Annotated in this window: 15 protein-coding genes and 1 other RNA gene; 8 read left to right on the forward strand and 8 right to left on the reverse strand. The window is 30.1% G+C overall.

Annotation, left to right across the window (positions count from 1 at the left end):
- Window position 1: 1 nt before the first annotated feature.
- Genes L8U37_RS04680 through L8U37_RS04695 form a run of 4 tightly spaced genes read right to left on the reverse strand, consistent with a single transcriptional unit; the run spans window position 2 to window position 2,619 of the window.
- Window positions 2–1,249, reverse strand: coding sequence for an RNA polymerase factor sigma-54 (locus L8U37_RS04680; protein WP_133318902.1), 1,248 nt, complete (start codon window positions 1,247–1,249; stop codon window positions 2–4).
- A complete protein-coding gene (lptB, locus tag L8U37_RS04685; RefSeq protein ID WP_039618272.1) occupies window positions 1,249–1,974 on the reverse strand; it encodes an LPS export ABC transporter ATP-binding protein in 726 nt (241 codons plus the stop codon). Before lptB ends, L8U37_RS04680 begins: the two co-directional genes overlap by 1 nt.
- Window positions 1,967–2,374 carry a tRNA (adenosine(37)-N6)-threonylcarbamoyltransferase complex ATPase subunit type 1 TsaE gene (gene tsaE / locus L8U37_RS04690; RefSeq protein ID WP_220566375.1) on the reverse strand — a complete coding sequence of 136 codons (408 nt, stop codon included), beginning with the start codon at window positions 2,372–2,374 and terminating at the stop codon, window positions 1,967–1,969. Before tsaE ends, lptB begins: the two co-directional genes overlap by 8 nt.
- A complete protein-coding gene (locus tag L8U37_RS04695; RefSeq protein ID WP_066007995.1) occupies window positions 2,371–2,619 on the reverse strand; it encodes an RNA-binding S4 domain-containing protein in 249 nt (82 codons plus the stop codon). Before L8U37_RS04695 ends, tsaE begins: the two co-directional genes overlap by 4 nt.
- Window positions 2,620–2,734: 115 nt before the next feature.
- Here L8U37_RS04695 and L8U37_RS04700 point away from each other — a divergent pair, with 115 nt between their 5' ends.
- The 8 genes from L8U37_RS04700 (at window position 2,735) to rnpB (ending at window position 8,987) form a co-directional block, all read left to right on the forward strand.
- On the forward strand, window positions 2,735–3,955 hold the full coding sequence (locus tag L8U37_RS04700; RefSeq protein ID WP_263728715.1) for an argininosuccinate synthase: 1,221 nt from the start codon (window positions 2,735–2,737) through the stop codon (window positions 3,953–3,955).
- 11 nt (window positions 3,956–3,966) lie between these two features.
- Window positions 3,967–4,410 carry a 50S ribosomal protein L9 gene (gene rplI / locus L8U37_RS04705; protein ID WP_039618280.1) on the forward strand — a complete coding sequence of 148 codons (444 nt, stop codon included), beginning with the start codon at window positions 3,967–3,969 and terminating at the stop codon, window positions 4,408–4,410.
- Window positions 4,410–4,952, forward strand: a complete 543-nt coding sequence (hslV, locus tag L8U37_RS04710) for an ATP-dependent protease subunit HslV (RefSeq protein ID WP_133318899.1) — start codon at window positions 4,410–4,412, stop codon at window positions 4,950–4,952. The genes rplI and hslV overlap by 1 nt, the downstream gene beginning before the upstream one ends.
- Window positions 4,949–6,268, forward strand: a complete 1,320-nt coding sequence (gene hslU / locus L8U37_RS04715) for an ATP-dependent protease ATPase subunit HslU (RefSeq protein WP_263672560.1) — start codon at window positions 4,949–4,951, stop codon at window positions 6,266–6,268. Before hslV ends, hslU begins: the two co-directional genes overlap by 4 nt.
- Complete coding sequence (gene era / locus L8U37_RS04720; RefSeq protein ID WP_263662445.1) at window positions 6,265–7,137, forward strand: GTPase Era; 873 nt, start codon at window positions 6,265–6,267, stop codon at window positions 7,135–7,137. The genes hslU and era overlap by 4 nt, the downstream gene beginning before the upstream one ends.
- Entirely contained in the window at window positions 7,127–8,137 is a 1,011-nt protein-coding gene (locus L8U37_RS04725; protein ID WP_263728716.1) for a hypothetical protein, read from the forward strand. Before era ends, L8U37_RS04725 begins: the two co-directional genes overlap by 11 nt.
- Window positions 8,100–8,639 carry a hypothetical protein gene (locus L8U37_RS04730; protein WP_263662447.1) on the forward strand — a complete coding sequence of 180 codons (540 nt, stop codon included), beginning with the start codon at window positions 8,100–8,102 and terminating at the stop codon, window positions 8,637–8,639. Before L8U37_RS04725 ends, L8U37_RS04730 begins: the two co-directional genes overlap by 38 nt.
- A gap of 26 nt (window positions 8,640–8,665) precedes the next feature.
- Window positions 8,666–8,987: RNase P RNA component class A (gene rnpB / locus L8U37_RS04735), an RNA gene on the forward strand.
- Here rnpB and L8U37_RS04740 read toward each other — a convergent pair.
- Genes L8U37_RS04740 through L8U37_RS04755 form a run of 4 tightly spaced genes read right to left on the reverse strand, consistent with a single transcriptional unit; the run spans window position 8,982 to window position 12,234 of the window.
- Window positions 8,982–9,197: a hypothetical protein gene (locus L8U37_RS04740; protein WP_263659841.1), complete on the reverse strand. Its 216-nt coding sequence runs from the start codon at window positions 9,195–9,197 to the stop codon at window positions 8,982–8,984. The two genes, rnpB and L8U37_RS04740, sit on opposite strands and share 6 nt — an antisense overlap.
- On the reverse strand, window positions 9,194–9,565 hold the full coding sequence (gene fliS / locus L8U37_RS04745) for a flagellar export chaperone FliS (RefSeq protein ID WP_133318893.1): 372 nt from the start codon (window positions 9,563–9,565) through the stop codon (window positions 9,194–9,196). Before fliS ends, L8U37_RS04740 begins: the two co-directional genes overlap by 4 nt.
- An 18-nt stretch (window positions 9,566–9,583) precedes the next feature.
- A complete protein-coding gene (gene fliD / locus L8U37_RS04750; RefSeq protein ID WP_263662448.1) occupies window positions 9,584–11,890 on the reverse strand; it encodes a flagellar filament capping protein FliD in 2,307 nt (768 codons plus the stop codon).
- Between the two features lie 2 nt (window positions 11,891–11,892).
- Window positions 11,893–12,234 carry a FlaG family protein gene (locus L8U37_RS04755; RefSeq protein ID WP_133318891.1) on the reverse strand — a complete coding sequence of 114 codons (342 nt, stop codon included), beginning with the start codon at window positions 12,232–12,234 and terminating at the stop codon, window positions 11,893–11,895.
- Between the last annotated feature and the right edge of the window lie 32 nt (window positions 12,235–12,266).

The following is a 12,266-nucleotide window of genomic DNA, read 5'->3' on the forward strand; positions in this document are numbered from 1 at the left end:
CCTACATCAATTCATATAATTTTTTACGCTCACTTGAGCTTCCTATACCAAGTTGCATACGATATTTAGTGATAGTCCTACGCCCTAGTTGCACACTTGGGAATTCTTTTTGAGTGAGTTCAAGAATTTTCAAATCACTCAAAGGTTTTTTAGGATTTTCTTTTTTAATTAAATTACTAAGAAAATCTTTGATTGTAGCATTAGAAGTTTCGCCATCATCAACTGCGGTGGTAAAGAAAGATTTTAAAGGTATTAAACCTCTATCACAACTTAAGTATTTGTTTGCAATTGCCCTTGAAATAGTAGAAGCATTTCTTTCAAGATCTTGTGCTAAATCTTTAAGCTGCATAGGTTTGATATCCCCACCCATGAAAAAATCATATTGATATTCTATAATCATAAGCCCTAGTTTATAAAGGGTAGCTTTACGCATAGCTAGTGCATCGATTAAATTTTTTGCATCTTTTAAATAAGCACTTAAAAACTCATGATCTAAACCATCTGCTTCAAAAGCAATTTCAGGATAATAATCATCATTAATTTTAATTTTAATTTCACCATTTTCTTGATAAATAAATATATCAGGAATGATTTCCATGCTCTCTTCAAAATACTCCAAAAAAGGTGGAATGGAGATTTTTTTAATTATCGCTATAGCCTTTTTATACAAAGGATCTTTGATAAAATCTTTTGCATTTTCTAAATTTAAAATTAACATTTTGCAAAACTCATAAAGCTCATCATCTAAGTCAAAATGTTCTAGTGCAAAAATAAAAGCTTCTTGATTGTCTTTTGCACCTACTCCAATAGGCTCAAGATACTTAAATCTTTGTCTGATTTTTTCTACTTCTAAAGGATCAAATTCACCTAAAATTTCTTCATCATATTCAAAATAACCTTCATGATTTAAACATTCTATGATTTTTTCAGCAATGGTTTGGGATTTTTTAGTGGGAAAAAATGGTGGTATGATTTGCTCGCTTAAAAGTTCATATACATTTTTTACTTCCAAGCTTTTTGCATCAATCATTTGCGTAGTGGTATTTTTACTAAAATACTCTTGATAATACTTGTTTTGATTGTTTGTAATGCTTGAGTTTTCTTTGATCTCTATAAAAGGATTTTCTTTAGCAAATTCATCTAAACTTTCTTTTAGATCTTCAATATTAGCTTGCAATATAGGAAGCCAAGATCTTAAGGTTTGTGATAGTTTTGCTTTTTGTGTTATAGAGGTTTTTTGTTTAAGCATTATTCAAGTCTAAACTCACTTCCAAGATAATATTTTTTAACATCTTCATTATGCGCAATTTCATTAGCATTACCACTAGCTAGCAACCTTCCACTTCTAATCACATAAGCTCTATCGCAAATTGCTAAAGTTTCTCTTACATTATGATCAGTGATTAAAACACCTATATTCATAGCTTTTAAATCATTAATCAAGCTTTGAATTTCACTCACTGCGATAGGATCAACCCCAGCAAATGGTTCATCTAAAAGTAAAAATTTAGGATCACACATAAGTGATCTTGCGATTTCACAACGCCTTCTTTCACCCCCGCTTAAGCTCATACCTTTTCTGTGCCTAATAGGCTCTATGCTAAGTAATTCTAGCATTTGTTCTATCTTTTGTTCTAATAAATTTTTATCCTTATATATTACTTGGGCGGCTAAAAGTAAATTTTCTTCTACGCTTAAGTCTTTAAAAACACTACTTTCTTGAGGTAAATACCCAATGCCAAGCTTTGCTCTTTTATTAAGCGGTTCTTTTGTGATATCTTGTGAGTCTAAAAACACCTGTCCACTTGTTGGTAAAATAAGCCCACATATCATATAAAAACTCGTAGTTTTTCCTGCTCCATTAGGCCCTAAAAGTCCTACAACTTCTCCACTTTGCACTTCTAGCGAAACATCGTGTATGATTTTAGTTTTTTTAATGATTTTTTCTAAATTTCTAGCTTCTAGCTTACTCATGTATTATATACTTTCTTTTATTTTCATAAGGAATGATTTGTAAAATTATATTAAAAATTTGATATTTATCTAAATATTTTTTTAATTTTTCATCACCCCACTCTACCAAATGCAAACCATCTTCAAAAAAATTTTCAATCAAGCCATTTTTTAAAAGCCCATCAAAACCTTCTTGATAAATATCATAATGATACATTTTACCTTGTTGAAAATCATACTCTTGCATGATAGAAAATGTAGGAGAATTAAGCGTTTTTTCTACTCCAAGAAATTGAGCATAATTTTGCACTAAAGTAGTTTTACCGCTTGCTAAATCCCCTTGAAGTAAAATAACTCCATTTTTAGGTAAAATTTCACAAAGCTTATAAAGCTCATTTTGGCTTAAAATCATTTCTTTCATTGGATTTTTACCACATATTTTTCTTGCATAGCTTTTGGTATGCTTTTGGTTGTTGGTATATCTAAGACTTTATAGGTATTGGTATATTCTATAAATTTAATGCTTATTTCATCGCCAATTTTTACTTCTTTACTAGCTTTAACTACTTGATTGTTTATACTTACTACACCACTTTTACACATATCTTCTGAAATAGCACGACGCTTAGTAATATTAACTACATTTAAAAATTTATCTATTCTCATAAAAATATTTTATCAAAAAATACAAGAAAATGTTATAAAATGTCTAAATATTTTACATTATATTAAGCTAAATTCGTTAAATTTTACAATCATTTTTTTACAAAGAGGAAAGACAATGAAAAAAGATATTAAAAAAGTAGTTTTAGCATATTCTGGCGGACTTGATACAAGTATAATTTTAAAATGGCTACAAGATGAGTATAAATGTGAAGTAGTAACTTTCACAGCAGATATTGGACAAGGCGAAGAGCTTGAACCTGCTAGAAAAAAAGCGCTTTCTTTGGGTGTAAAAGAAGAAAATATTTTTATTCAAGATTTAAAAGATGAATTTGTAAAAGATTATGTGTTTCCTATGTTTAGAGCAAATGCTATTTATGAAGGAGAATATTTACTAGGTACAAGTATAGCAAGACCTTTGATAGCAAAAGCTTTAGTAGAAATAGCAAATAAAACTAATGCAGATGCTATTAGTCATGGAGCAACAGGTAAAGGAAATGATCAAGTGCGTTTTGAATTAGGTGCTTTGGCGCTAAATCCAAATTTAGCCATTATTGCTCCTTGGAGAGAATGGGATTTAAATAGCCGTGAAAAACTTTTAGCTTATGCGCAAAAACATGGTATTGATATAGCTAAAAAGCCAGGTAAGTCACCTTATTCTATGGATGCAAATTTATTGCATATTTCTTATGAGGGTTTAGTACTTGAAGATCCTGCTGCTAAACCTGAAGCGGATATGTGGCGTTGGGTGAAAGATTTAAAAGAAACTCCAAATGAAAGCGAAGTGATAGAGCTTGAGTTTAGTAAAGGCGATTTATGTGCTATTAATGGAGAAAAAATGTCTCCCGCACAACTTTTGGCAAAACTTAATGAGCTTGGTGCAAAACATGGTATAGGTCGTCTTGATATTGTTGAAAATCGCTATGTGGGTATGAAAAGTAGAGGTTGTTATGAAACTCCGGGTGGAAGCATACTTTTAAAAGCACACCGTGCTATAGAAAGTATCACTCTTGATAGAGAAGCAGCACATTTAAAAGATGAATTAATGCCAAAATATGCAAGTTTAATTTATAATGGCTATTGGTTCTCGCCTGAAAGATTAATGCTTCAAGCTTTAATTGATGAGTCGCAAAAATATATAAATGGCAAAGTTAAACTTGAATTATATAAAGGCAATGTAATGGTAATAGGCAGAGAAAGTGCGAATGATAGCTTATTTAGCGAGGCTTATTGTACTTTTGAAGAAGATGCTGTGTATGATCAAAAAGATGCAGCAGGCTTTATAAGATTAAATGCTTTGAGATTTATCATCGCAGGTAAAAATGGAAGAAAATTTTAAAAAGGAAAACAATGAAAGTATTATTAATTAAAGATGTAAAAAGCTTAGGAAAAGCAGGAGAAGTTAAAGAAGTAAAAGATGGATATGGACAAAATTTTTTGATTGCCAAAGGTTTTGCCAAAGCTGCTACGCATGAAGTTTTAAAACAATATGAAGCAGAGCAAAAGAAAAAGGCTGAAAATTTAAGATTTGAACTTGCAAATTTGGAAAAATTAAAAGAGGAATTATCTAAAATCACTATTTGTATAGCTAAGCCTGTGGGAGCTAATGGAAGCTTGTTTGGTGGGGTTACTAAAGATGAAATCGCACATGCATTAAAAGATCAAAAAGGTATAGAGCTTGATAAAAAAAGCTTAGAATGTGATACCATAAAAGAGCTTGGTGTGCATGAAATTTCAGCAAAATTAGGCCATGCAATTCATGCTGTATTTAAGCTAGAAGTTAAAGGAGAATAATGTTTCACGCAACTACAATTTTAGCTTATAAAGGTAAAAATAAGTCTGTAATTGGTGGAGATGGACAAGTAAGTTTTGGAAACACTGTTTTAAAAAACAATGCAGTTAAAATTAGAAAATTAAACAATGGAAAAGTATTAGCAGGTTTTGCAGGAAGCACCGCTGATGCTTTTAATCTTTTTGATATGTTTGAAAAACTACTTTCTAGTTCTAAGGGTGATTTATTAAAAGCTGCAATAGATTTTTCAAAAGAATGGCGTAAGGATAAATACCTAAGAAAACTTGAAGCAATGATGTTGGTATTAGATAGAGATCATATATTTTTACTTTCAGGAACTGGAGATGTAGTTGAGCCTGAAGATGGTGCTATAGCCGCTATTGGTAGTGGGGGTAATTATGCACTTTCTGCTGCAAGAGCTTTAGCCAAACATTCAAATTTAGATGAAGAAGAATTAGTCAAAGAAAGCTTGCAAATAGCTGGTGAAATTTGCATTTATACTAATACAAATATTAAAACTTATGTAATTGAGGATGATAAATGAATTTAACTCCAAAAGAGATTGTAAAATTTTTAGATGATTATGTAATTGGACAAAAAAACGCCAAAAAAATCATAGCAATTGCTTTAAGAAATCGTTATAGAAGAATGCAGCTTAGCTCTGAACTTCAAGATGATATCATGCCAAAAAATATTTTAATGATAGGATCAACTGGGGTTGGTAAAACAGAGATTGCAAGACGCCTTGCTAAGATGATGGGACTTCCTTTTGTAAAAGTTGAAGCAAGTAAATATACTGAAGTTGGTTTTGTTGGGCGTGATGTAGAGAGCATGGTTAGAGATTTAGCTAATGCTGCTTTAAATTTGGTAAAAAACGAAGAAAAAGAAAAAAATAAAGACAAAATTAATGAATTTATAGAAAATAAAATTTTAGAAAAACTTTTACCACCTTTACCAAAGGGTGTTAGTGAAGAAAAACAAGAAGAGTATCAAAATTCTTTAGAAAAAATGCGCGTGAAATTAAAAGCTGGTGATTTAGATGATAGCACAATAGAAGTTGAAATTTCACAAAGCGTGTTTGATACTAATCCAAATTTACCACCTGAAATGGGTGCTATGCAAGATATAGTGAAAGTTATTGGTGTGGGTAACAAAAAAGTTAAAAAAGAAATGAAAGTAAAAGATGCAAGAATAGCTTTAGCTCAAGAAGCAAGTGAAAAAATTCTTGATATGGAAAGTATTAAAGGCGAGGCTTTAAGAAGAGCTGAAAATGAAGGGATTATTTTTATCGATGAGATAGATAAAGTAGCAGTTTCAAGCTCAAATTCAAACCGCCAAGATCCAAGTAAAGAAGGGGTGCAAAGAGATTTGCTTCCTATAGTTGAAGGTAGTACTATACAAACTAAATTTGGACCTTTAAAAACTGATCATATTTTATTTATCGCAGCAGGTGCTTTTCATCTAAGCAAGCCAAGTGATTTAATCCCTGAACTTCAAGGGCGTTTTCCTTTAAGGGTTGAGCTTGATTCGCTAGATGAGGATGCTTTATATGCTATTTTAACAAGACCTAAAAATTCATTACTAACACAATACATTGAGCTTTTAAAAACTGAAAATGTAGAGCTTGTTTTTGAAGATGAGGCTATTAGAGAAATAGCAAAAATAGCAAGCAAGGCTAATGAAGAAATGCAAGATATTGGCGCAAGACGCTTACACACGGTGGTGGAAAAACTTTTGGAAGATATTAGTTTTGAAGCAGATGAATATGCAGGTAAAGTTTATAAAATAGATGATTTTAAAGTGCAAGTTAAACTTGGAGATATCATAGAAAATAAAGATTTAGCTAGGTATATCTTGTGAAAAGTGGCTTTATAAGCATAGTGGGTAGAACTAATGCGGGAAAAAGTTCTATCCTTAATTCTTTATTAGAAGAAAAAGTGGCTATGGTTTCTCATAAGCAAAATGCCACAAGAAGAAAGATTAATGCAATTATAATGCATGAGAATCATCAGCTTATTTTTATAGATACACCAGGCTTGCATGCAAGCTCTAAAGCTATGAATCAGCTTATGATTGATTTGGCGATTAAAAGCATTGCAGATTGTGATGTGATTTTATTTGTAGCTAGTATTTATGATGATATTAAAGATTATGAAAATTTTTTAAGTTTAAATCCTAAAGTGCCGCATATTGTATTAATCAATAAGGTTGATTTGGTAAAAAAAGAAGTCTTACTTAAAAAATTAAGCGAGTATTCTCAGTTTAACTCACATTTTAGCGCCATTATCCCCTATTCTGCTAAGCAAAAATTTTATAAAAAAATTCTCTTAGATGAGATGATTAAGTATTTGCCTGAACATCCGTATTATTTTGATCCTGAGTTTATTACTACCACAAATGAAAAGGATATCTATAGAGATTTTATTTTAGAAGCCATATATGAAAATTTAAGTGATGAAATTCCTTATAGCACTGAAGTAAAAATAGAAAAAATCAAAGAGCTTGAGCAAATTTATTATATTAACGCTATCATCATTACAGATAGTAATTCTCATAAAGGAATGATACTAGGTAAAGATGGAGCTACAATTAAGCGTATAGGTAAAGAAGCTAGGATGAAGATAGAAAAATTAGCGCAAAAAAAGGTAATGCTAAAATTGTTCGTTCAATTAGAAAAAAATTGGCATAAAAACGAGCAAAATCTCAAAAAAATCCTTTATGATGAGTAAAAAAATCACCAAAAAAGATTTTCTTACTTATGAAAAACTTTTATATGTAAAACTTACAAATCCTATTAGTGAAGATGAAATCTTAAAAAAGAGCTTTGAGGAACTTGGTCTTAAAGATGATTTTTCATATGAGCTAAAGTATTTTCAAGATAAATCTTTTACTCATGTATTTTTGTGCAAATATGAAGATATTTTAGATGTTGATTATGTAATCCCAGAACCCCTGCTCTTTGAAGTGTATTTTAGGAATGATATAAATAGTGAAAATCTTGCATTATTATTTAAGAAAAAATACATAGTTTTAGTGGAGTATTTGGGATGTGAATTTCAAAATTGCAAAGTTATGCCATTAAATACTTATAGTAAAATATATGATGAAAAATTAAAAAATACATATAAAAACATCATAAGTATAGACGATACTCAAAATCTTAGCAGTTTTGATAAATTTAATAGTAATACTTTCTATCAAAAATTATTAAAAAAATATGATCGAGTTAAAATTAATTTTGCCAATAAAGCAAAAATAAATCATTTAAAATCTTTTAGTTTTAAAATTTTATTAGCTTTTACATGCGGGATTTTACTAGCCTTAGTTTATCCTTTGTATTTATATACGCAAAAATCATTTTATGAAAAAGAAAAAATAAAATATGAAAATTTAATCAAAAATCAAGATGATATCTTAGAGCAAGCAAAAATAAATCAAAAACAAAATCAAGAAGTTGAAAAATTACAAGAAAAAAATGAACAAAAAGTTGATTTGTTACAAAAATTTTATGCAAATACGCTCTGCTATAAGGATTTTTATAATTTTTTAAAAGTCTTAAATTCTCATCAAAGTTATATAGAAGCTTTATATATAAAAAATAATGATTTTATCATAAAGCTTAATAAAGATTATGATTTTTATGATGATTTTAAAAAATATCATTTTGTGCTAAAAAATAAAGAAATTAACGATGAAAAAATTACTCTTGTTTTTGAAAAATCTTTATGAAAATTTAGAAAATATCTTTACGAGATTATCTAAACGCGAATTTATATTGACTTTGATAATGGCTTTTGTATTTGGTTTTTTTATAATCTATATGAGTATTTTTGAGTATTTCGAAAAACAAATGAAATTATCAAAAGATGAGTTATTTATTTTACAAGCAAAATATGAGCAAAAACAAGAATTGATTTTTGATTTTAAAGATGAAAAATTGCAATCTTTTGATAATGAAATATCCTTAGAAGAAAGTAAAGATTATCAAAGTGTTTTAAAAAATATAGAAAAAAATCTCACTAAAGTAAGGTTTTTACAAATCCAAAGTCATGAAAGTCAAGATCGGTATTTTACTTATTATGATTTAAGATTGAGTTTTAATGGTGATTTTTATTTTTTAATGCAATTTTTGCAAGAACTAGATCCTTATATAAAAGTCAAAAATTTAGAGCTTGTAAAATATGAAAATGAATTAAAAATTACATTAAATCTTATTTTTACTCTAGTATAAAAATGATTTTTTTGATAAAATTTATCTAAACATGGCAAGCGATCGCTTCTTTTGAAGAGGAAAGTCCGAGCTGCAATAAGACAAGGATTCCATCTAATGGATGGCTAGGGTAACCTAAGGGAAAGTGCAACAGAAAGAAAACTACCATATTATATGGAAAAGGTGAAACGGTAGAGTAAGAGCCTACCAGTAGCTTTGGTAACAAAGCTAGCTATGTAAACCCAATCCGCAGCAAGAAGGGGTGGTTTTAGTCTTATAATATAACCCTTCGCTTGAACTTGTTTGCAAAAACAAGTCTAGATAAATGATCGCTCTTGACAGAACTCGGCTTATCGCCATGTTTTATTTTATATAAGCAGATGCTTTTTTGAGTTTTTGTAAATTTTTTGCTACTTCATCTTGCTTTTTTTTCATAAAAGCTATTGCTTCATTAGTAAGAGCCAAAGCCTCATTGGGACAATCTTTAAAATCAGGTTTTTCTATGAGTTTAACTATTTTTTCCACATCTTCAGTATATACAGCTAGTTTAAACTCATCTATCCATTTTTTTTCACTCATTTTTGATGAACTTCTCTCCAAGCCTCTAACAAGCCTTTGACTACATTGATAACTTCATCTACTCTTGCTTCACTATTTTCTATATTTGCCAAAGAAAGAAGTTGTAATTCTCTAGTGTATAGGCCACTTAAGTAGTGTGCTATTTCTCCGCCTTTTTCATAATCAAGGCAATTTAACAATTCTATAAAAATAGCACTAGCTCTTTTTACATAATACACTCTTTCTTCTATATTTCCATTTTGAATAGCTATTTTTATCCTACTTGCAAAGCGTAAAATCCCGCTATATAACATCTCTATAAGTTTTTCTTGGGATTCTACACCAGTTTGATTTTGTGAATACGCATTATATACTGCACTATTTAGCATTTAAATCCTCTCTATTTTTTAAGAATTTTGATTATTTGCTGCATTAATCATATTTGTAATAACACTTGCTTGGTTATTTAATTTTGCAATTATACCATCATATGCTGCCCATCTTGACCACATTGTGTCATATCTGCTTTCTATGGATTTTTTAGTATTTTCTATAGTTTCGTTTAGATTTTTTGATTCTTTGGTTAAAGAGTCTTTATAACCCCCAAAAGAACCATCAGAGCTCATCATCTCACCCATAGTGTTTTTTAATACCCCAAAGGTTCCAGTTTCTTCTTTATAAACTGAATATATAGTTTTTGGACTTAAGCCAAATTTTTTCAAAAAGTCTTTATCGCCTTGAATTTCTAGGTTACTTCCTGATGTTCCTTTGATTCTAAATTGAATTTGCTGATTATCGTTACCTTGATTAATGATTTCAAAACTAGCCTCTAAACCTTCTAAGCCAAAACTATTTATATGATCAACTAAATTTTTAGCTTTTTCTATATCATCTTTTCCTGTTAGTTTAAAAGGATCTCCATTGGCAGTTTTACTTAAATCTATAGTTTCATCATTATAAGTAATGGTAAAACTACCTTCTTTGAATTCTATATCATTTTCACCAAACTTACTTACTCTATCTCCTGTTAGATCGATGTCTTCAAAGCCATTGTGTCCTACGAAAAATTTCTCAGCCATTTCAGGATCTTCGTTAAATTTAGCATTAAATTTTCCGGAGTCAAAGGTTAAAACCCCATCATTTAAAGTTAAACCATAATCAGCTAGAGATAAACTTACTTTTGAAGAAACTTTAACACCATCTGAAGTATCACTATCTCCAACTGTGATTGTTCCATCTACTGTGATAGTTTGAAGCAAAATATTGTTAATTTGTGATTTTATATTATAAATCGAGCTTACACCTACGAAATTTCCTTTTGTCCCTGCATCAGGATCGTATTTTGTCGCTGCATTAAGATTGATCATCAAATCATTATAAGCAGTAGCTAAACTTTCTAAAGATTGTGCTATGGCTTCAGTATCTTGAGTAACATTGAAACTAATTTCACCCTTTTGTTTAAGCTCTAGGGTAATATCAGGTCCTATATCTGTGATGGTATTAGTTGATCTAATCATCTTAACACCATCTACACTAAAGATAGCATCCATACCTTTTTGGATATGGTTTTCATTGTCTTTGGAAACATTGTAGCCTTGTGGTGTGCTTGTATCTAATTCAATGCCAAATTTATTTTTCAATAGTGAAGTAGCTTTGTTATCTCTAGCATAATTAGCTTGGTCAATATTTCCTTCAGCATCAGTTGCATAGCCACCATCAAAAAGACTTAATTCACCACCATTAGTAGCTCTAAATGTAAAAGTCTTTTTACTCTCATCAAAGCTTAATTCCACTTTTCCATTAGTTTGTTTTTTTAAATCTTCTGCTAAGCTCTTATAAGTAGTGTTCTCGTCTATATCAATAGTAAATCTATCATATCTTTCACCATTTTTAATAACAAAAGTAAAAGAAGTGCTTTCTTCTGCCGAACTAAGTAATTTATCTTCAGGATTTCCGCTAAATGTTCCACTTATTTTATCTTTATCTTTATTTTCAGTACCTGTTGGTCTAAAACCATATAAACCACCCGCACTAATGCTATTTTTATCAAGCTCCCAACCCATAGCTTTTAAAAGCTTATCATCACCTGAAAAAGAAATATTATTTTTAGTTCCTGTTTCAGTGCTTTGTACTACTAAACGATAAGGATTGTCTCTATCTCCAGTATTTACTAGCTTAGCTTCTATTTTACCACCTGTGGCGGAATTGATTTTTTCAGCAAGTTGAGCTACGGTTGTACTTTTATCGATTTCTATTTTATAGTCTTTTCCATCTTGGGTGATAGTAAAAGAAGCTTTGCCGTTAGAATCACCTTCTATACCTAAACTGCCCATGACGGTAGAGGTTTTGTCTTTAAAACCATTGCTTTGATAAACATCTTTTTGAGCAAGTTGATCGACTATGACTTTCATATTTGAAAGATTAGATAAAGAGCCTACAACCAAGCTAGCAGCAGCACTATCGCCACTTACACTAGGAGAAACTTTCTTTTTATTAAATTGAGAAGTATCGCCAAGACTATTTACAGCAGTTTGAAAAGCAAGTAGTTTAGCTTCAAGCTCTGCTAAGTCTTTTTGTCTTGAAGTGTTAGTTTCAAGTTGCGTGTTATAAAGCTTTAAGTGAGCATTCATTTCTGCTTCTTTAAGCTTATTAAGTGTATCGCTTGTTAAAACTCCTGAACCTATACCTAAGCTTCCTAAACTACCTACTGCCATGATTAACTCTCCTTATCAAAAATGGTGCCAATAACACCTTTAAAATGTTCTATTAATTTCATAACTTCTTCACTAGGAATTTTGCGTATTAACCTACCTGTGTCTTTTTCGGTGACATTTACATACATTTCGTTTATTTTATCATTATACGCAAAACGCACATTTGTTTCCAATGTTTCCATTTGTCTATTAAGTTTTTCTGTTGCGTTTTTTAATTTTTCATTTAAATTCTCATCTTGATCATTTAAATCAACCTGTTGCTTATTCTCTTGAGATGGCTTTTCAACACTTTTTGTGTTAAAATGAGTTATATTTGTATCTCTTTGAATATTGCTAATGTCCATTTTAAACTCCTTTTTAAAAGACTCTAAAACAC

Origin of the sequence: Campylobacter sp. RKI_CA19_01122, assembly GCF_025771325.1 — a bacterium.
Lineage (GTDB): Bacteria > Campylobacterota > Campylobacteria > Campylobacterales > Campylobacteraceae > Campylobacter_D > Campylobacter_D lari_D.

Excerpts from the sequence above, each read along its gene's own strand:
- L8U37_RS04680 (WP_133318902.1), bottom strand. The coding sequence starts at position 1,249 with ATGCTTAAACAAAAAACCTCTATAACACAAAAAGCAAAACTATCACAA.
- lptB (WP_039618272.1), bottom strand. The coding sequence starts at position 1,974 with ATGAGTAAGCTAGAAGCTAGAAATTTAGAAAAAATCATTAAAAAAACT.
- tsaE (WP_220566375.1), bottom strand. The coding sequence starts at position 2,374 with ATGAAAGAAATGATTTTAAGCCAAAATGAGCTTTATAAGCTTTGTGAA.
- L8U37_RS04695 (WP_066007995.1), bottom strand. The coding sequence starts at position 2,619 with ATGAGAATAGATAAATTTTTAAATGTAGTTAATATTACTAAGCGTCGT.
- L8U37_RS04700 (WP_263728715.1), top strand. The coding sequence starts at position 2,735 with ATGAAAAAAGATATTAAAAAAGTAGTTTTAGCATATTCTGGCGGACTT.
- rplI (WP_039618280.1), top strand. The coding sequence starts at position 3,967 with ATGAAAGTATTATTAATTAAAGATGTAAAAAGCTTAGGAAAAGCAGGA.
- hslV (WP_133318899.1), top strand. The coding sequence starts at position 4,410 with ATGTTTCACGCAACTACAATTTTAGCTTATAAAGGTAAAAATAAGTCT.
- hslU (WP_263672560.1), top strand. The coding sequence starts at position 4,949 with ATGAATTTAACTCCAAAAGAGATTGTAAAATTTTTAGATGATTATGTA.
- L8U37_RS04725 (WP_263728716.1), top strand. The coding sequence starts at position 7,127 with ATGATGAGTAAAAAAATCACCAAAAAAGATTTTCTTACTTATGAAAAA.
- L8U37_RS04730 (WP_263662447.1), top strand. The coding sequence starts at position 8,100 with ATGAAAAAATTACTCTTGTTTTTGAAAAATCTTTATGAAAATTTAGAA.
- L8U37_RS04740 (WP_263659841.1), bottom strand. The coding sequence starts at position 9,197 with ATGAGTGAAAAAAAATGGATAGATGAGTTTAAACTAGCTGTATATACT.
- fliS (WP_133318893.1), bottom strand. The coding sequence starts at position 9,565 with ATGCTAAATAGTGCAGTATATAATGCGTATTCACAAAATCAAACTGGT.
- fliD (WP_263662448.1), bottom strand. The coding sequence starts at position 11,890 with ATGGCAGTAGGTAGTTTAGGAAGCTTAGGTATAGGTTCAGGAGTTTTA.
- L8U37_RS04755 (WP_133318891.1), bottom strand. The coding sequence starts at position 12,234 with ATGGACATTAGCAATATTCAAAGAGATACAAATATAACTCATTTTAAC.